Raw genomic sequence first — 18,384 nt, 5'->3', positions numbered from 1 at the left:
CGGTATCCCCCCGACGCATCGACCGTCGCGGATGCGCGCGATAAGGTCGATCCAGCACCACATCCAGCCTTGCGGGGAATGGCGAACGGAGGCACCCATGTCGATTGAGGTTCGACCGGTCGCAGATGGCGATTTCTTCGCCTGGCTCGGTCTTTACGAGGAATACGCGGCTTTCTACGAGACGACGTTGACCGATCAGAAAGCGCTGCTGCTTTGGTCGTGGCTGACTGCGCCCGACCACGAAGAAGACGGACTCGTCGCGGTGGACGGCGACCGCCTCGTCGGTCTCGCGCACATCCGCGAGTTCGCCCGGCCGCTCGAGGGCGACCGTGGCCTCTTCCTCGACGACCTCTACGTGATCGAAGACGCCAGAGGCAAAGGCATCGGCCGGCGCCTCGTCGATACCGTCCGCGCTCGCGCAGACGAGCGCGGACTCGGTGTCGTCCAGTGGATCACAGCGCACGACAACCAGACGGCACAGCAGCTCTACGATTCGCTCGCGAACCGCACCTCCTGGGTGACGTACGAGATCGACCTGCCGAGATCGGAGTCCTGATGCAGCTGGGCACGCGCTGGGCGGTCGGTTCCGCGGCGCCGGCATCGCTGCCGGAAGTCGTCGGCATCGCCGTGAGCACCGTCGAAGAGGAACTGATCGCGACCGACGTCGAGACCACGGGCTGGCGCTGGACCCTCACCTGGCTGGAGGGAAAGCCGGTGATCGAACTCGACGACGGCACCGTCATCCGGTACAACCCCGACGAAGATTCCGCCACCATCACCCAGCCCATCGAGCACGAACCCGACGAGTTCGACGAGGAGTCCTAGCGGGTCAGCCGCAGGGCCTCGCCGGCCGCCGCATCCCGTGAGTGTTCGATTCGGCGCACCTGCTCGGCATAATCCGGAGCGGTGTGCAGGGCGGAGTGTTCGGTCGCCCAGTCGGTGAGTGCGCGGCCGATGCGCAGAACAGCACGGTCGAACCAGCCGGTGCGGGTGCTGAGAGGCAGAGCAGTCATGATCCGGTACCTTCCGAAGTGATTTCCGCACCCGGGGTCTGAGACCCTGCCGAGTGGATGAGGCGAATGGCCGCGATGGTCAGCAGCAGCACGATCACGCCGCCGATCACGAACGGGAGCCGCAGGTCGATCCGGGCGACGAAACCGCCCAGGACGGTCGCGATCGGTGTGAGTCCCCAGCCGATGGTGCGCACGATGCCCATCGCCCGCCCGAGCATGTCCGATGGGACGATCGCCTGACGCAGCGCGCCCCAGGGCACATTCCACACGGCGACACCCAGTGCGCCGACGGCGTAGGCCGAGATCGCGACGACGACATTTCCGGTCACACCGACACCGAGGATGCCGATACCGCTCACGAACATCGCCCAGAACATGATCCGGCCACGTCCGAACCGCTCGACCAGCCGACTGGCGACGAGCGCACCGATGAGTGCGCCGACGCCGATGCCGGCGGTGACGACGCCGATGAGCGCCGTCGGAACGGAGAACGTCTGAATGAGCAGCAGCACGACACTGCCCTGGGCGAAAGCCAGCGCCGAGGCGGTGAGCGACGTGAGGACGATCATCGCCCGCAGAAAGCGGTGCTGCCAGAGGAAGGTGACCACGGAACGGAATCGCGGTCGTGGGGTCGCTGCGTCCGCCGCTTCGCCGGCGCGGTACCCACGTGCGGCGGCCGCCGGGATGGTAAGCGCGAGCATCCCCGCGATAAGGAACCCCGCGCCGGTGAGCCAGATGGGAAGCACGATGGCCGCCGCGAACAGAAAGCCGGCGATGGGCGTTGCGATGAAGTTCTGAACGACGATCTCGGCCGACTGCATGCGGCCGTTGGCGCGATCGAGCTGATCGCGCGTGACCAGGCTCGGCACGACGGTTGTCGTCGCGTTGTCGAAGATGGTCTCTCCGAGCCCGAAGAGCAGCACGCAGGCGTACAGCAACCAGATCGTGAGGCTGCCCGTGGTGATGAACACCGCAAGGAGGGCAGCCACGGCGAACCGAAGACTGTTCGCCGCCGCCATCGCCACCCGGCGATCCACGCGATCGAGCAGCATGCCCGAAGGAATTCCGAAGAGCAGCCACGGCAGGAACGTCACCGCGGTCAGCCCGGCTATCAGAGCGGGATCGCGAGTCAGCGTCGTCGCGATGAGCGGAACCGCCGTTCGGCCGATCCCGTCAGCGAGATTGCTGGTGATCGCTGCGACCCAGAGTCGGTTGAACCCGCCGCTCAGAGCGGTGCGGCGAACGACCGTCGTCTCCGTGGTGCTCATCAGGCAGCCCCTTCGACCAGCGGGAATGCGTTGAACTGCACCTGGACGCGGCGACGATCGTCGTTCTCGTCGACGATGTCGTCAGACGAGACGACGTAGCCGGCCGCCTGCCATTTGGCCTTGAGCTGGGTCACCATCGAGTAGTACTCCTGACCGATCTCAGCGAGTTGCTCCATGGTCAGCTGTAGATGAGTGGTGGAGAGGGTCGACGCCTCCGACCATTCCGGGCCGAGGACGTCGAGGCCGTAGCGCAGAAAGGCCGTCAGCCTGCGCTCATTGTTCTGCTGCCACTCGCGCGAGATCAGTTCTGTCGCCTCACGGCCGGCTGGCGTCTTCAGCGTCTCGACCGAGCCGATCGTGATTCCACCGGGCGCCATGTTCCACCAGCGTTCCCGAGCCGACCCCTTGCCTTCGAGCTCGACGATGATGCCGTGCTTCGCGAGCTGGCGAAGATGGTAGCTCGTGGCGCCGCTCGATTCCCCCAGACGTTCGGCGAGCCCGCTCGCGGTCATCGAACCGAAGTCCGAGAGCTCGTTCATGATGCGCACGCGCAGCGGATGCGCGAGTGCACGCAGCGCCTCGAGGCTCAGCGCCTCGCTGTACGGGAGCGGCGTCTCCGGCTTGTCTTCGGTCGTCATGAGGCAAGGCTAGCAATGCAAAGGGCTCTTTGCAAGGATCTCTTTGCAATGTTCTCTTTGCAATCAATTCTTTGCGAAACGTTCCCTCCCGTGCACGGCCGGTTCTAGGCTGGGAAGATGGCAGAAACCGTGAACCCCTTCTTCGAACCGAGCACACTCCCTTACCAGCTCCCGCTGTTCGCCGAAATCCGCGACGAGCACTACCGGCCCGCGTTCGAACGCGGATTCCAGGAGCAGCTGGCCGAGATCCGCGCGATCACAGTGAAGCGCGACATGCCGACTTTCGAGAACACGTTCCTTCCGCTCGAAAGATCCGGGCAGACGCTCCTCCGAGTGGCTGAGGTCTTCTACAACAAGAGCTCGTCGGATTCGAGCGACTTCACGAATGCGCTCGAAGAAGAGATCGCCCCGCTGCTCGCCGCGCACGAAGACGCCATCCGTCTCGACCCGCAGCTCTATTGGCGGATCAAGACCGTGCACGAGGCACTGGACCAACAGGAACTCGACGACGAGTCCCGCTATCTGGTGGAACGGTACTACACGGAGTTCACCCTCGCCGGCGCCGCCCTCGACGACGACGACAAACAGGCGCTGCGCGACCTCAACAAGCAGCTCTCCACCCTCACCACCCGCTTCGAGAAGAACCTCCTCGCCGACACCAACGATCTCGCCGTCGTGTTCGACGACGTCGCCCAGCTCGGCGGGCTCGGCGACGGCGAGATCTCGGCCACCGCCGAAGCCGCCAAAGAGCGCGGGCTCGACGGCAAGTACGTCGTCTCCCTCGTTCTCCCGACCGGGCACCCGTATCTGGCCGGCATCAACGATCGATCGGTGCGAGAGAGGATCATGACCGCCTCCCGCGCCCGCGGCATCAATGGAGGCGAACACGACAACCGCGAGCTGGTGATCGAGATCGCCCGGCTCCGCGCGGAGCGGGCCCGGCTGCTGGGATTCGACACGCACGCCGCCGCCGTGACCGCCGGACAGACCGCCAAGACTCCCCGGGCCGTCGCCGAGATGCTCACCCGTCTCGCGCCCGCAGCAGCCCGCAACGCACAAGTGGAGCAGACCGATCTGCAAAAGCAGGCCGATCTGCACGAGCAGACGGCGGGCGAGTTCGAGATCGCCGCGTGGGATTGGGCCTACTTCACAGAGAAGGTCCGACAGGCGAAGTACGAGGTGGACGTCGCCACCATGCGACCATACTTCGAAGCGGAGCGGGTGCTGCGCGACGGCGTCTTCTTCGCCGCCAACCAGCTCTACGGCATCACCTTCACCGAACGCACCGACCTCGTCGCCTACCACCCGGAGGCGCGGGTGTTCGAGGTGCGCAACGAAGACGGAACGCCTCTCGGCCTCTACATCCTCGACCTGTACACCCGGGATTCGAAGCGCGGCGGCGCATGGATGAACCCCCTCGTCTCGCAGTCCACCCTGCTGGACACCCCCACCGTCGTGGTCAACAATCTCAATGTTCCGAAACCTGCTCCGGCGAGCCGACCCTGCTGAGCTACGACGAGACGAACACCCTGTTCCATGAGTTCGGGCATGCACTGCACGGCCTTTTCGCCCGCGTCACCTACCCCAAGTTCGCCGGCACCAACGTCTTCCGCGACTTCGTCGAGTTTCCGAGCCAGGTGAACGAGATGTGGATGCTGTGGCCAGAAATCCTGGAGAACTATGGCGTTCACTATGAGACCGGCGAGCCGATGCCGCGCGAACTCGTCGACAGGCTGCATGCATCCGAGGCCTTCAACGAGGGTTTCAAGACGAGTGAGTATCTTGCCGCGGCCCTGCTCGATCAGGCCTGGCACAGCATCACGGCCGATGACACCGTCACAGATGTGGCGGACTTCGAAGCGAAAGCACTTGCGGCGGCCGGTCTCGACAACCCGGCCGTGCCCACACGCTACGCCAGCACCTACTTCGCACACACCTTCTCCGGAGGTTACGACGCCGGGTACTACTCGTACATCTGGAGCGAGGTGCTCGACGCCGACACGGTCGACTGGTTCCGGGAGAACGGCGGACTCGACCGCGCCAACGGGGACCGCTTCCGCGAGCGTCTCCTCGGCGTGGGCGGGTCGAAGGACCCGCTCGAGGCCTATCGTGACTTCCGCGGCCGCGATGCCGTGATCGAACCGCTGCTGAGGCGACGGGGGCTCTCCGGCTGAATTGCCACTAGCCTCTCCCCGCGTCGCGCACTACTCTGAACCCGACGCGGGGAGGGTCGGATGAGTTCCACCACGACTGACACGGGCGCTCAGACGGTCAAGCGACTCCTCGCGCTCAGCCTCCCTTCCCTGATCATCGGGATCGTCTCAGCGCTCACCCTCACTGCCCTCGACGGCGCGGCCACGCTCGTGCAGTCCGGACTCTGGGAGCGACTCCCCCGAGCGCTCGGCATCGACCCGGACTCCGGATGGTGGACCATCGCGGTGCTTACCGCCACGGGCATCGCCGTCGGCCTCGTGATCTGGCTGGTCCCAGGCCACGGAGGGCAAGATTCCGCGACGACCGAGCTCGTCGCTGCACCGCCCCGACCGCTCGTCCTTCCCTCGCTCGCCCTGGTCACCCTGCTCGCCCTGGCCGGCGGCGTCAGTCTGGGGCCGGAGAACCCGATCATCGCGATCAACACCGGTCTCCTCGTTTGGCTGGTCGCCCGGGTCTGGAGGTCGGTACCGACCGAACTCGTCGTCCTCGTCACAGCGGCCGGCACCATCGGCGCGATGTTCGGCACGCCGGTCGCCGCCGCCCTCGTGTTCACCGGCATCGTCGCGGCGCTGAAGACCGGCGGCGCGCTCTGGGACAGGCTGTTCCTCCCGCTGGTCGCTGCGGCCGCCGGCTCCCTCACCGCCACGCTGCTGACCCGTCCACAGTTCGCTCTTCCCTTACCGGCGTACACAGCGGTGCATTGGATCGACCTGGTGAGCGCCGCCGCGATCGGGGTCGTAGCGGCGCTGGTCGGCCTTGCCGGCGTCTTCCTCTTCCCCCACGTGCACCGTGCTTTCCACTCCCTTCGGAACCCGCTGCTGATCACCGCCGCCGGCGGCCTGGTGCTCGGTCTGCTCGGAGCGCTCGGCGGACGCATCACGCTGTTCAAGGGTCTTGAACAGATGGGCGAACTCGTCAGCCACCGGGGCGACTACTCGGCCGGGGCGGTACTGCTGATCGTCGCCGTGAAGCTGGTGGCGCTCCTGGTCTCCGCAGGCTCCGGGTTCCGGGGTGGACGAATCTTTCCGTCGGTCTTCGTCGGAGCGGCGGTCGGCGTGCTCGCCACGGCGCTGGTGCCAGGCATCCCGCCTGTCGTCGCGGTGGGCGCCGGCATCCTCGGCATGACCCTCGCCGTCTCGCGCGACGGCTGGATCGCGCTCTTCATCGCGGTCGCAGCCACCGGCAGCATCGTCGTGCTCCCGTTGCTGTGCCTCGTGATCTTGCCGACCTGGCTCCTGGTCACGAAAGCACCCGAGATGCTGATCCGGCCGCTAGGTGTACCGCCCAGGGACGTTGGTTGAAGCGTCTCGGGCCGGTCGCGATCGGCGCCAAGAAACTGGGCAACGTTTCCGATGGCGGCCGGCATCGGTTCGTCGGCCGGTATCGGGGTGAACGAAACCGTGCCGCGACCCAGGCGGGCAAACGCAGCAGCAGCACCAGCCATCGGCTGATGGGCGCAGCGTTCGTTCATACCGTGATCGGTGATCACTCCCGTGTCGCCTCGCGCAGAGGGCGAGGCTAGGCGGACTTCTCTTCGCGAGGTGCGCGGTGCGGCACGATCGTAGGCGCAGCGTTCTCGAGCACCGACTCGCGGGTCACCACCACCCGAGCGACCTCGCTGCTCGACGGCACCTCGAACATGATCGGGCCGAGCACTTCTTCCATGATCGCGCGGAGCCCTCGCGCGCCGGTCTTGCGGAGCACCGCCAGATCGGCGATGGCCTCGAGTGCCGGCTGCTCGAAGTCGAGCTCGACACCGTCGAGCTCGAACATGCGCTGATATTGACGAACGAGCGCGTTCTTCGGAACGGTCAGGATCTGCATGAGCGCTTCCTGATCCAATTGGGTCACCGTGGTGACCACCGGGAGGCGCCCGATGAACTCGGGAATCAGGCCGAACTTGTGCAGGTCTTCCGGCAGGACCTCACTGAACAGGTTGACGTCGTCGCCCTTGCTGTGAAGTGGTGCTCCGAAGCCGATGCCCTTCTTGCCGGCGCGCTGCGAGATGATGTCTTCGAGGCCGGCGAAGGCGCCGGCCACGATGAACAGCACGTTCGTCGTGTCGATCTGGATGAACTCCTGGTGCGGATGCTTGCGGCCACCCTGCGGCGGCACGGAGGCGACGGTTCCTTCGAGGATCTTGAGCAGTGCCTGCTGCACACCCTCGCCGGAGACGTCTCGGGTGATCGACGGGTTCTCGGCCTTGCGGGCGATCTTGTCGACCTCGTCGATGTAGATGATGCCGGTCTCGGCACGCTTCACGTCGTAGTCGGCGGCCTGGATGAGCTTGAGGAGGATGTTCTCCACGTCTTCGCCCACGTAGCCGGCCTCGGTCAACGCCGTCGCATCTGCCACCGCGAACGGCACATTCAGCCGCTTCGCCAGGGTCTGCGCCAGATACGTCTTGCCGCAGCCGGTCGGACCGATCAGCAGGATGTTGCTTTTGGCGATCTCGACGTCGTCGATGACGTCGGCCGAAGTGATGGTCGCACGGGCACGCACCCGCTTGTAGTGGTTGTAGACGGCGACGGCGAGAGCGCGCTTCGCGGCCTCTTGGCCGATCACGTACTCCTCGAGGAAGCCGAAGATCTCCTTCGGCTTCGGGAGGTCGAATTCGCCGGTCGCTTCTTCGCCGGCTTCGGCGAGACGCTCCTCGATGATCTCGTTGCACAGCTCGACGCACTCGTCGCAGATGTACACCCCGGGACCGGCGATGAGCTGCTGCACCTGCTTCTGGCTTTTGCCACAGAAGGAACACTTGAGCAGATCGGCGCTTTCCCCAATGCGAGCCATCCGTCACCCTCCTTCGTCGGGAATCTCTCACGAGCCTAACCTGTGCGGGCGACAATGACGCGCACGCCGCCCGCTTTTGCGTCACGCGGCGTTCGCCCGCAGCGATCCGCCGTTCAGAGGAGGTGACGCAGGTAGCGAGCGGGCGCGTCGAGATAGGACCGCCAGTGCGCCACGATCTCGAGGTCTTCCCAGCTGCTCTCGCGGATGCCCCACTCTCCGGCCTCCAGCAGTCGCGCGCCGGGCAGAGAGGCGAGAATGGGCGAGTGCGTGGCGCAGAGCACCTGTGTGCCGCGCTCCACCATGTCGTTGAGGTTGGCCAGCCACTTCAGACTCGATTCGAACGAGAGCGCGGCCTCCGGCTCGTCGAGCACCACGAACCCGGCGACGAAGTCGGGATGATTCAGCTTGCGCTCCAGCAGGTCGTTGAACGATTCGCCGTGGCTGAGCGCGTGGAGGTGTGTATCAGGGCTGCCCGGAAGTGACTCGAGATAGCTGAAGTATCCGTGCATGGTCTCGGCGCGAAGGAAGAACCCCCACTTCGGCGCCCCAGCGCTACGTTCCACCTGCAGCCACTCGCCGAGCGGCGACTCGGTGGCCCGCGTGGCATGCGAGCCCTGATTGCTCCCGCCTTCCGGAGGAAGTCCGTAAGCGGTGGCGATGCCTTCGATGATCGTCGACTTCCCGCTGCCGTTCTCCCCCACGAGGAACGTGACACCGCGAGCGAGCTCCAGGCCGTCACGCAGCAGCTGCGCGACCGCGGGAATGGAAGCCGGCCACGCCGTCGCATCCCACGATGCGTCCGCATACGCCCGAACACGACGAACGGGGCGATCGTCGAAAAGACGATCGCCCCGTTCGGCCATGCTGGAACCCGCTACTTGACCAGGGCCGGCAGCGTCTTGCGGCTGGTGAGCACCTGGTCGATGAGACCGTACTCGAGGGCGTCGTCCGCCGACAGGATCTTGTCGCGGTCGATGTCCTTGTTCACCTGCTCCTGCGAGCGATTGGAGTGACGCGCCAGCGTCTCCTCCAGCCAGGTGCGCATCCGCAGGATCTCTTTCGCCTGGATCTCGATGTCCGACGCCTGACCCTGCCCGGCCTCCCCGACGGCGGGCTGGTGGATGAGGATGCGGGCGTTCGGGAGGGCGAGCCGCTTGCCGGGGCTGCCGGCGGCGGTGAGCACGGCGGCGGCCGACGCGGCCTGACCGAGAACGACCGTCTGGATCTGCGGGCGGATGTACTGCATCGTGTCGTAGATGGCCGTCATCGCGGTGAACGAGCCACCGGGCGAGTTGATGTACATGACGATGTCGCGGTCCGGATCCTGGCTCTCGAGCACGAGCAGCTGGGCCATGATGTCGTCGGCCGACGCGTCGTCGACCTGCACACCGAGGAAGATGATGCGGTCTTCGAAGAGCTTCGCGTAGGGATCCTGCCGCTTGTAGCCGTAGGCCGTGCGCTCTTCGAAGCTCGGCAGGATGTAGCGCGAACCCGGGGCCTGAACCCCGTTGAACGCGTGACCACCGAAGTTGGGGATGTTCATTGTCGTCTTGTTCCTTCCGTGGTCTTCTACTTGGCGTCCACGTCGGTGCCGCCGCCGCCGACCACGTCGGTGGCCGTCTCGCGGATGTGGTCGACGAAGCCGTACTCGAGCGCTTGCTGTGCGGTGAACCAGCGGTCGCGGTCGCCGTCGGCGTTGATCTGCTCGACCGACTTGCCGGTCTGCGCCGCCGTGATCTCGGCCAGGCGCTTCTTCATGTCGAGGATGAGCTGGGCCTGCGTCTGGATGTCGCTGGAGGTTCCGCCGAATCCGCCGTGCGGCTGGTGCAGCAGCACTCGCGCATTCGGCGTGATGTAGCGCTTGCCCTTGGTGCCCGCGGTCAGCAGCAGCTGGCCCATCGAGGCCGCCATTCCGATGCCGACGGTGACGATGTCGTTCGGGACGAACTGCATCGTGTCGTAGATGGCCATGCCGGCGGTGATCGAGCCGCCGGGCGAGTTGATGTAGAGGTAGATGTCGCGCTTGGCGTCCTCGGCGGCGAGGAGGAGCAGCTTCGCGGCGATCTCGTTCGCGTTCTCGTCCCGAACCTCGCTACCGAGCCAGATGATGCGGTCTTTCAGCAGTCGGTCAAAAACACTGGGTTGCATGCCCATGTCGGCCATGTGTCGCTCCATTTCCTTGTCGCTTCGGAATCGAATCTATCGGAGCCGACCCGGCAATTCCGGCCTGTTCGCCCTGGGCAGAGCGACGCGTCACGAGAGGGCCAGCATCGCGACGCCGCCCAGCACCACGATCGCCCCCGCCATGCGCTGTGCTGGCTTCGGCTCTTTGAGGATGAGCCAGCCCGCCAGACTCACCAGCACGACGCTGAGTTCCCTCGTCGGCGCGACGACCGACACCGGCGCGAGCCGGATGGCGCTGAGCACCAGCACGTACGACAGCGGCGAGAGCACTCCGACGACGATCACCTGCCAGCGGTACCGCCGCCACACCGCGGCGACCTCGGGCCGCCTCTGCACCGCGACCGGGGCCAGCACCACGACCTCGCCCAGACTGCAACCGACCATGAACAACACGGGCGAGACGCCGAGGTCGGTCACTGTGAACGCATCCCACAGGGTGTAGACCGCGATCGCCACCCCGGTGAGCAGACCGTAAGCGATCCCGGGGCCCAGCAGTCGCCCGGCTGAAGCCGGGAGCGAGGTGGAGAGCCCGATCCCGACGATTCCCGCGATCACGACCGCCGCGCCCGCCAGGGCGAGAGCCGACGGGTGCTCATGGAACAGCAGGATAGCGAAGACGACCGAGAGCAGCGGCCCCGTCCCCCGCGCCATCGGGTACACCACAGAGATGTCGCCGGCGGCGTACCCGCGTTGCAGCACCCACATGTAGCCGACGTGGATCAACGCTGAGACCCCCGAGCCCAGCAGCAGCCAGCGCAGGTCCACCTCACCGAATGCGGCTTCGACCCCCGCGACGGGTGCCCAGAGCACGGTCGAGGCGACGGCCCCGAGCAGGATGAACGGCGCCCCGGTGGCACTCGCCCGCTTCGAGGCGAGGTTCCAGGCGGCGTGGGCGAAAGCGGCGACGATGACGAGGCCGAGAGCGAGCGGAGGCACGGGATCCTTTCGTTCGTCGTGACGGCACGACGACGGGATCCTCCGGGCTTTTGTCCTGTCAGATGACGGCGGTGCGGTGCTCCGCCGTGGTGCCGCTCGGACCAGACTCCCCGCATCCTCCGAGCGGGGACGGAACCCTAGGCACTGTCGGAACCAACGTTACCTCGTCCGGACCGCGTCCACTCTCTCTCGCCCGCCCAACGGGTATGCGAAAGGCCGGGAGCCTTGCGGCGCCCGGCCTTTCGACACGGTTTGCTACTTCTTGGCGGCGGCCTTCTTCTTCGGCTTCGCGGCCTTCTCCTCGGCCGGCTCCTCCGCGGTGGCATCGACGTCGGCGGACTCGGCCGTCTCGACGACCTCGTCGAAGACGTTCTCTGCGTCTTCGTCGTCTTCTGGCAGCGCCGTGAACTCGGAGAGGTCGACCTTCTTGCCGTTCGAGTCGGTCACAGCGGCCTTGCCGAGCACGATCGCGAGCGCCTTGTTGCGGGCGACCTCGCCGACCATCGACGGGATCTGACCGTTCTCGCTCAGGATCTTGACGAACTCGTTCGGCTCCATGCCGTACTGGGCGGCACCCTGGATGAGGTACTGGGTGAGCTCGTCCTGGCTGACCTTGACCTTCTCGGCCTGGGCGATCTCGTCGAGCAGGATCTGCGTGCGGAACGTCTTCTCGCTCGATTCGGTGACCTCGGCGCGGTGCACATCGTCTTCGAGACGGTTCTCCTGCTCGAGGTGACGGTGGACCTCGTCTTCGACCACCTTCGGCGGAACCGGGATCTCGACGAGCTCGAGCAGCTTGTCGACGAGCTGGTCGCGGGCGCTGGTGCCCTGACCGAACGTCTTCGCCCGCTCGACCTGGCCCTTGAGGCTCTCTTTCAGCTCGCCGATGGTGTCGAACTCGCTCGCGATCTGGGCGAAGTCGTCGTCGGCATCCGGAAGTTCACGCTCTTTGACGGCCAGCAGGGTGACCGTGATCTCAGCGGCCTCCCCTCGTGGTCGCCGCCCATGAGCGGGGCCTCGAACGTGGTGGTCTCGCCGGCGGTCAGTGTGTCGAGCGCCTCGTCGATGCCCTCGATGAGCTCGCCGGAGCCGATCTCGTAGGAGATGCTGCTGGCGGTGTCGACCTCGTTGCCGCCGATCTTGGCGACCAGGTCGATCTGGGCGAAGTCGCCCGACTTCGCCGGACGGTCGACCGTCACCAGCGTGCCGAACCGGCTGCGCAGGGTGTCGAGCTCTTCGTCGACATCCGCGTCGGTGACCTCGGCCGCGTCGACCGTGATCTTCACAGCGTCGTACTTGGGGAGCTTCACCTCGGGACGCACATCCACCTCGATGGTGAGCAGCAGGTCGCCCGAGAAGTCCTTCTCGTTCGGCCACTCGGTGATGTCGGCCTCCGGACGGCCGAGAACACGCACCTCGTTCTCTTCGACGGCCTGACGGTAGAACCCGTCGAGGCCCTCGTTGACGGCGTGCTCGAGAACGGCGGCCTTGCCGACCCGCTGATCGATGATCGCCGGCGGAACCTTGCCCTTGCGGAAACCGGGGATGTTCACCTGCTCGGCGATGTGCTCGTAAGCGTGGGCGATGGACGGCTTCAGCTCCTCCGGCGTCACCGAGATGGTGAGCTTGGCACGAGTGGGGCTCAGCTTTTCGACCGTGGTCTTCACGTTGTTGGGTTCTCCTGTAGTTGAACGGTGGTCTCTGCGTCAGGATGAGGTCTGGTCGGGGCGACAGGATTCGAACCTGCGACCTCCCGCTCCCAAAGCGGGCGCTCTAGCCAAGCTGAGCTACGCCCCGGGTTTGCGACCTCAACCCGCCCGGTCCGTAACCGCGACGCGAACGAACACATCGAGGGCGAAAGACCACGCGCAAGTCTACTGCACCCGCGCGAGACCCGCTGCGCCGGTCGAGCCCGCCGCAAAACCTGTACTACGATGTTCTGGTGCCTGCTCCCGAGCGGGAACGGGGATGTAGCTCAATGGTAGAGCCTCAGTCTTCCAAACTGATTACGCGGGTTCGATTCCCGTCATCCCCTCCACATCGGTCGGCGTGAGCCGAGACGACGAACGGCCGGCCCCGCGTGCGGGACCGGCCGTTCGCGCGTCTTCGACGGCTGCGGGGCTACTCGTTGCCGATCTTGCCGTCGACCGCGTCGCGGGCGCCGCCGATCTGTTCTTCGAACTTGCCCCCGGTGACCTTGTTGGCCGCGTCGGCGACGCCGTCGAGCAGTTTGTCGCTGATGCCCTCGGCCTGTTCGCTGTGGAGGGCATCCTTCACCGCGTTGTTGTCGAGGAACTCTTTTGCCTTGTTGGTGATGTCGTCCAGTCCAGCCATGTGCAGCACCTGCTTTCTCGTCGGCGAGTTGATTGCACTCATTCTGGCCTCGGGCGGCCGAACGGGCAAGGGCCGCGGGTGAACGGCGGGGGTACAGAACGTCAACGCTGGAGCGAGGCGAGCACGGCGAGGACCCGACGATGATCGTCGCCCGAATCCTCCAGCCCGAGCTTCTGGAAGATCGCCGTGACGTTCTTCTCGACCGCGCCGACACCGATCGTGAGCCGTTGCGCGATGCCCGCGTTCGTGCGCCCTTCGGCCATCAGCTGCATCACCTCGGTCTCGCGCGGGGTGAGCGCGGCGAGTGGATCGGTGCGCCGCACCAGCAGTTCCCGCACCACCTGCGGGTCGAGCACAGTTCCGCCCTCTGCGACGCGGGTGACCGCATCCTTCAGCTCCTCGAGCGAAGCGATGCGGTCTTTGAGCAGATAGCCGGTTCCACCGTTCCCTGCCGAGAGCAGCTCCTGTGCGTAGGTGCCTTCGACGTATTGGCTGAGCAGCAGAACGGCGACCGACGGGTGGTCGGCCCGGATGCGGATTGCGGCGCGAACACCCTCATCGCGGAACGTGGGCGGCATCCGAACGTCCAGAACGGCAACATCCGGCTGCAGCTCGGCGATGCGGACGAGCAGACTGTCGGCGTCGCCGAAGGCGCCGACCGTCTCGAAGCCGGCCTCGTCGAACAGCCGCACGAGGCCTTCCCGAAGCAGCACGGAGTCGTCGGCGACGACGATGCGGAGGCGGGAGGGATCACTCGGGGGCACCCCTCCAGCCTAGGACGCGTTATCCGGCGGCAGACACCGGGATGTGCGCACCGATTCGTGTCGGACCTCCCACCGGGCTGTCCACGGTGAACTCGCCGCGGAGCCCGCGCACCCGCTCGCCGAGGCCGCTCAGGCCGTGACCGTCGACGAGCGACGCGCCCCCGTGCCCGTTGTCGGTGAGCCAGACATCGAGCCAGCTTCGGCCGGACCCGTCGAGACGGGTGTCGAGGAACAGCCGCGCGGAAGTCGCGCCGGAATGCTTGGCGAGGTTCGTCGCGAGTTCGGCGGCGACGTAGTACGCGCTGCGTTCCAGCTCGGGCGAGAAGCGGGTGCCGGGCGCGATACCGGTCTCCAGCTGAATCGGGATGGGGCTGCGTGCCACGAGCGACTCGATGGCCGTGACCAGTCCCCTGTCTTGCAGGATCGGCGGTGCGAACCCGCGGGAGAGGGCACGGAGCTCCTCGAGGGTGTCGCGGGCCTGCGCCCCGGCCTCAGCGAGAATGGCGCGTGCAGCATCCGGGTCGCTCTCCAGCTTGCGCTCCGCACTGGCGATGTCCATCTGCAGGCGGATGAGCCGCTGCTGCGGCCCGTCGTGGAGGTCGCGTTCGAGGCGGCGCAGAGCCTGGTCCTCCGCGACGAGAGCGGCACCGCGCGACGCCGACAGGTCAGCGACCTCGCGCTCCAGTGCATCGGACCGCCAGGCGCCGAGCACCCCCTGGGCGATCCCGTGGTGCAGCACCGTGAGGCCGCGGGTGACGAACGGCAGAGTGAGGGCGAAGACGATCCCGGCGATGAGTGAGAAGACTCGGTCCCCGCGACGGGGTCGAAAGTCGACTGGGTATTGAACATCCAGTCGACGATCACCCGGGAGAGGAAGACGCTCTGGCCGTCGTGCGGGATGAACCGATCCCAGAACCAGTCGGTGAGCCCGCCGAGCGCTCCGGCCGTCCAGACGACGGTGATCGACCACGACACGATGCTGACGATCGGGTTGATGATCATGGTGTGCAGCAGGTAGAGCCAGTAGTGGCCGTTCACGAACGGCCCGAAGAGCCCGCGCCAGAAGCCCTGCCCGCGGTCTCCCGTCGTCCACCGCGGACGCTGGATCGGTGCCCGGCCCGCCCAGTCCAACCGCACGAGCTCGAGTGTTCCGAAACCCCGCGCCGCATAGAAGGCGCCGATGAGCAGGAAGATGCCGACGTAGATGATCAGCGTTCCCACCCCCGCCCAGAACAGGGGTTGGAGCACGCTGAGGCCGATTATCGCGATGGGCATCGTGAGGAGCAGAAAACCGAGCTCACGGGGCACACCGCGCCAGAGCGCACCATACCCGCGGGAGGGAGCATGTGCGGTGGCGGTCACGGTACCCAGCGTGGCAGACGTTTCGGTGGGCGGGGAGACAGGTGCGGCGGAAGTCATGAGACCAGCTTCGCGAGCGCGCCCGCTCCGCCCCATCCGGGAACCTTCCGGAACCGGTCGGGGGTTATCCCCCGGATTCCGGACAGGGCCGACTTACTTAGCACAGGCTCAGCTTCGTTGCGGAATTCCCGGGCCGCGTAGCGTTGGAATCAAGCAAACGAAAGGACGCCCCATGACGGACATCGCCGTATCGCAGAGTGTTTCCAACCCGGACGTCGCTGCCGGAGTCGCCCAGTTCCTCAGCCCGGTCGTGATCGACCTGACAGCCCTGGTTGTCAACGGCAAGCAGGCGCACTGGCATGTGCGCGGCGCCAACTTCATCGGAGTGCACGAGCTCCTCGACACGATCGTCGACCACGCCCAGGAGTGGGCCGACCTCGCCGCCGAGCGGATCGTCGCGCTCGGCCTCCCTGTCGATGGGCGCCTCGCCACCGTCGCCTCGAAGACCACCACCAAGGAGCTCACCGCCGGCTTCCGGCCGTCGAATGAGACGATCGCCGAGGTGATCGGCCAGATCGATGCCGCGCTCGCCAGCGTGAATGCTGCGGTCAAAGAGCTCGACGAGCTCGACCAGACCAGCCAGGATGTGGCGATCGAGATCGCGCGCGGGCTCGACAAAGACCGCTGGTTCCTTTTCGCCCACATCAGCGAGTAGCACGCGGCGCACAGCGCCGGGAAGGGCCGTCCGACACCGTCGGGCGGCCCTTCCGCCGTTCAGCGCAGCAGGTCGTGCGTGAAACGACCGCCCACGAGAGTTGCGGCCACCGACATCGTGCGCAGCTCCGCCAGCGAGCAGGCGACCGGGTCGCGCTCCACCACGACGAGATCGGCCGGTTCGCCGACCGCGATCCGCGACCGCGCCGACGCCTCGAACGCGACGACCCGGGAGATCGACTGTTCGGGATGCCACGGCTCGCGACCGTCACGCGACCGTCCGACTGCGGCAGCGACGGCGATCCACGGGTCGAGAGGTGCGACCGGGGCATCGGAGCCGAGCGCCAGGGCAGCTCCGGCACGGTGGAGGGAGGCGAGCGGGAAGGCCTGCTGGGTGCGGCCGGGCCACAGCGCATCCGCAACGTCCCGGTCGTCCATCGCGTGCTCGGGTTGCACACTCGCCGTCACGCCGAGTCGCGCGAAACGTGGAACATCCTCCGGCGCGACGAGTTGCGCATGCTCGATCCGGCCGCGGCAACTCACCGCCTCGAACGCGTCGAGCGCGAGGCGGTTCGCCCGGTCGCCGATCGCGTGCACCGCCGGTTCGATCCCGTGCTCCGCGGCCAGGCGCATCGAGGCGATGAGCTCCTCCTGCGTCAGGTTGCTGATCCCGGACGGGTGCCCGGCCGGTGCCCCGCTCGGATACGGTTCGAAGCAGAGCGCCGTGCGCGTGTTCAGCGAACCATCGGTGATGACCTTGTAGGGCCCGACCGTCAAAAGGCCGCCGGTCCCTTCGATCGGGTCGCCAGTGCTCAGCCCCAGCCTGATCGTGCCGTCCAACTGTTCTCGGTAGACCCCGTACTCGACCCGCACGGCGTCGAGGCCGGCGGAGATCCGGCGCTGCCACGATTCCAGGTTCGAGCCGAACTCCAGGTCGACGATGCCGACGACTCCCCGTGCCGCCGCTGCCCGCGCCGCGTCGCCCGCCCACCGGTCGAGCGTCGTCGGATCAGCGGCACCGAGTTCGGTCGTCACTGCGAAGCTGGCCTCCTCGCGGAGAACGGAGGCTTCGGGGTCGTCGGCAGTGAGCGGTGCGAACCGCCGGGCCGCCGCCGTATTCACCCAACAGCTGTGCAGATCGCCGGCGATGAGAACGACGACACGGTCACCACCGGCCCGATCGAGAAGGCCCCTCGATGGCGAATCGGGCCAGAGCGCATCATGGAAACCGAAGCCGACGATCGGGTCGTCGCCCGGACTCTCCTCCACCCGACGTCGCACCCGATCCGCGGCCTCCGCCGCCGACCTCGCGCCGGAGAGGTCGAGCCGTCGCGAGGTCGACGCCCACTGGCTGAAGTGCACGTGGTTGTCCCACAGCCCCGGGACGACCCAGCGCCCATCGACCGCGACCGTCTCCTCGGCACGCAACCGTCCCGCTCTCGCGATCCGGGCGATCCGCCCGCACTCGACGAGAAGATCGACCGCGCCATCGATGCCCGGGAGGCGGCCACCGCGGAGCAGCAGAGTCATCGAGCGGCGCGCATCCGCTCATGCACACGCCGCATCTCGGCGGCGAGAGCCGCACTCGCGTACGGTCCATCGCCCTCCAGCTCGGCGATCACCCGGTCGACGGTCTCCCGCGACGTGTTCTGGCTCAGCTTGCTCTTGGCGACGATCTTCGAGGGAGTCAGCCGCAGCCCGACGGTGCCGGCCGAGATGCGCTGCGCGTACTCGGCGTTCTCCGGAGTGCCCTCCATCTGGCGCGGGTTCGGCAGCCTGCTCTCGAAATGGTCGACGAGAGCACCGAGCACGCGGTAGTTCTCCTCGTCGCTCAGGATCTCGGGCACGCCACTCAGATGGGCCGCCGTGAAGTTCCAGGTCGGCACGGCCGGCTTGGCGTCGTACCACCCCGGCGAGATGTAGCCGTGCGCTCCCTGGATCACGACGAGGATCTCGTGCTGCCCGAGCTCGTGCAGCTGTTCATCCGGACGGCCGACATGCGTGACGAGCGAGAGTTCCTCGCGCGACTCATCGACGAGAACCGGGTAGTGCGAGGCCACGAGCCCGTCCGCGGTGGCGCTGACGATCGTCGCCCACGGGTTCTCGCGGATCAGCCGCTTGATCTCCTCGACGTCGGCGAGGGTGAAACTGGGGTTCTGACGCATGC

General features: G+C 66.7%; 18 protein-coding genes, 2 tRNA genes and 3 pseudogenes. 7 read left to right on the top strand and 16 right to left on the bottom strand.

All coding sequences use genetic code 11. The features are described from left to right. Nucleotides 1-97 precede the first annotated feature (97 nt). A complete protein-coding gene (locus K5L49_RS02015) occupies nt 98-556 on the top strand; it encodes a GNAT family N-acetyltransferase (protein ID WP_223690360.1) in 459 nt (152 codons plus the stop codon). Beyond that, nucleotides 556-825, top strand: a complete 270-nt coding sequence (locus K5L49_RS02010) for a hypothetical protein (protein WP_223690359.1) — start codon at nt 556-558, stop codon at nt 823-825. Before K5L49_RS02015 ends, K5L49_RS02010 begins: the two co-directional genes overlap by 1 nt. Here the strand turns inward: K5L49_RS02010 and K5L49_RS02005 are convergent. Genes K5L49_RS02005 through K5L49_RS01995 form a run of 3 tightly spaced genes read right to left on the bottom strand, consistent with a single transcriptional unit; the run spans nt 822 to nt 2,919 of the window. Then, a complete protein-coding gene (locus tag K5L49_RS02005; protein WP_223690358.1) occupies nt 822-1,013 on the bottom strand; it encodes a hypothetical protein in 192 nt (63 codons plus the stop codon). The genes K5L49_RS02010 and K5L49_RS02005 overlap by 4 nt on opposite strands. Further along, entirely contained in the window at nt 1,010-2,281 is a 1,272-nt protein-coding gene (locus K5L49_RS02000; RefSeq protein ID WP_223690357.1) for an MFS transporter, read from the bottom strand. The genes K5L49_RS02005 and K5L49_RS02000 overlap by 4 nt, the downstream gene beginning before the upstream one ends. Next, nucleotides 2,281-2,919, bottom strand: a complete 639-nt coding sequence (locus K5L49_RS01995; protein WP_223690356.1) for an ArsR/SmtB family transcription factor — start codon at nt 2,917-2,919, stop codon at nt 2,281-2,283. Before K5L49_RS01995 ends, K5L49_RS02000 begins: the two co-directional genes overlap by 1 nt. Nucleotides 2,920-3,036: 117 nt before the next feature. Between K5L49_RS01995 and K5L49_RS01990 the strand changes: the two are divergent. Beyond that, nucleotides 3,037-5,093, top strand: a pseudogene (locus tag K5L49_RS01990) (M3 family metallopeptidase). A 60-nt stretch (nt 5,094-5,153) separates the two neighbouring features. Further along, complete coding sequence (locus tag K5L49_RS01985) at nt 5,154-6,434, top strand: ion channel protein (protein ID WP_223690355.1); 1,281 nt, start codon at nt 5,154-5,156, stop codon at nt 6,432-6,434. A gap of 217 nt (nt 6,435-6,651) precedes the next feature. Here K5L49_RS01985 and clpX read toward each other — a convergent pair whose 3' ends face one another. From clpX to K5L49_RS01945, 7 genes and pseudogenes are all read right to left on the bottom strand, one after another. Then, nucleotides 6,652-7,926, bottom strand: coding sequence for an ATP-dependent Clp protease ATP-binding subunit ClpX (clpX, locus tag K5L49_RS01975; RefSeq protein WP_223690354.1), 1,275 nt, complete (start codon nt 7,924-7,926; stop codon nt 6,652-6,654). Nucleotides 7,927-8,039: 113 nt separating this feature from the next. Then, on the bottom strand, nt 8,040-8,789 hold the full coding sequence (locus K5L49_RS01970) for an AAA family ATPase (RefSeq protein ID WP_223690353.1): 750 nt from the start codon (nt 8,787-8,789) through the stop codon (nt 8,040-8,042). A gap of 11 nt (nt 8,790-8,800) precedes the next feature. Then, entirely contained in the window at nt 8,801-9,469 is a 669-nt protein-coding gene (locus K5L49_RS01965) for an ATP-dependent Clp protease proteolytic subunit (RefSeq protein ID WP_223690352.1), read from the bottom strand. Between the two features lie 26 nt (nt 9,470-9,495). Beyond that, nucleotides 9,496-10,089, bottom strand: coding sequence for an ATP-dependent Clp protease proteolytic subunit (locus K5L49_RS01960; RefSeq protein WP_223690351.1), 594 nt, complete (start codon nt 10,087-10,089; stop codon nt 9,496-9,498). Nucleotides 10,090-10,179: 90 nt separating this feature from the next. Then, nucleotides 10,180-11,046 (bottom strand): DMT family transporter, encoded by an 867-nt coding sequence (locus tag K5L49_RS01955; RefSeq protein WP_223690350.1) that lies wholly within the window; start codon nt 11,044-11,046, stop codon nt 10,180-10,182. Between the two features lie 255 nt (nt 11,047-11,301). Continuing rightward, nucleotides 11,302-12,713 (bottom strand): annotated as a pseudogene (gene tig / locus K5L49_RS01950) (trigger factor). A 52-nt stretch (nt 12,714-12,765) separates the two neighbouring features. Continuing rightward, a tRNA-Pro gene (locus K5L49_RS01945) sits at nt 12,766-12,843 on the bottom strand. Between the two features lie 167 nt (nt 12,844-13,010). On the opposite strand from K5L49_RS01945, the gene K5L49_RS01940 reads away from it, so the two are divergent. After that, nucleotides 13,011-13,084: transfer RNA gene (locus tag K5L49_RS01940), tRNA-Gly, on the top strand. Between the two features lie 83 nt (nt 13,085-13,167). Here the strand turns inward: K5L49_RS01940 and K5L49_RS01935 are convergent. The 3 genes from K5L49_RS01935 to K5L49_RS01925 all read right to left on the bottom strand — a co-directional run bounded on the left by K5L49_RS01935 (nt 13,168) and on the right by K5L49_RS01925 (nt 14,883). Next, nucleotides 13,168-13,380, bottom strand: a complete 213-nt coding sequence (locus K5L49_RS01935; protein WP_223690349.1) for an Rv0909 family putative TA system antitoxin — start codon at nt 13,378-13,380, stop codon at nt 13,168-13,170. 101 nt (nt 13,381-13,481) lie between these two features. Continuing rightward, on the bottom strand, nt 13,482-14,144 hold the full coding sequence (locus tag K5L49_RS01930; RefSeq protein ID WP_223690348.1) for a response regulator transcription factor: 663 nt from the start codon (nt 14,142-14,144) through the stop codon (nt 13,482-13,484). 19 nt (nt 14,145-14,163) lie between these two features. Next, nucleotides 14,164-14,883, bottom strand: coding sequence for a sensor histidine kinase (locus tag K5L49_RS01925; RefSeq protein ID WP_223690347.1), 720 nt, complete (start codon nt 14,881-14,883; stop codon nt 14,164-14,166). 102 nt (nt 14,884-14,985) lie between these two features. Between K5L49_RS01925 and K5L49_RS19945 the strand changes: the two genes are divergently transcribed. Continuing rightward, a complete protein-coding gene (locus K5L49_RS19945; RefSeq protein ID WP_263298794.1) occupies nt 14,986-15,162 on the top strand; it encodes a hypothetical protein in 177 nt (58 codons plus the stop codon). Here the strand turns inward: K5L49_RS19945 and K5L49_RS01920 are convergent. Further along, nucleotides 15,078-15,419, bottom strand: a pseudogene (locus K5L49_RS01920) (sensor domain-containing protein); the annotation flags it as partial. The gene K5L49_RS19945 and the pseudogene K5L49_RS01920 overlap by 85 nt on opposite strands. A 316-nt stretch (nt 15,420-15,735) precedes the next feature. On the opposite strand from K5L49_RS01920, the gene K5L49_RS01915 reads away from it, so the two are divergent. Then, nucleotides 15,736-16,218: a Dps family protein gene (locus tag K5L49_RS01915; RefSeq protein WP_223690346.1), complete on the top strand. Its 483-nt coding sequence runs from the start codon at nt 15,736-15,738 to the stop codon at nt 16,216-16,218. 59 nt (nt 16,219-16,277) lie between these two features. Here K5L49_RS01915 and K5L49_RS01910 read toward each other — a convergent pair whose 3' ends face one another. Beyond that, nucleotides 16,278-17,747 (bottom strand): amidohydrolase, encoded by a 1,470-nt coding sequence (locus K5L49_RS01910; protein WP_223690345.1) that lies wholly within the window; start codon nt 17,745-17,747, stop codon nt 16,278-16,280. Next, the gene (locus K5L49_RS01905) at nt 17,744-18,382 is read right to left on the bottom strand and encodes an FMN-binding negative transcriptional regulator (RefSeq protein WP_223690344.1); all 639 of its coding nucleotides are present in this window, start codon (nt 18,380-18,382) and stop codon (nt 17,744-17,746) included. Before K5L49_RS01905 ends, K5L49_RS01910 begins: the two co-directional genes overlap by 4 nt. Nucleotides 18,383-18,384: the final 2 nt, after the last annotated feature.

It is taken from the genome of Leifsonia poae (genome assembly GCF_020009625.1).
GTDB lineage: Bacteria > Actinomycetota > Actinomycetes > Actinomycetales > Microbacteriaceae > Leifsonia > Leifsonia poae_A.
Note: the sequence above shows the minus strand (reverse complement) of the source record. Positions and strands in the feature narration are given on the sequence as shown.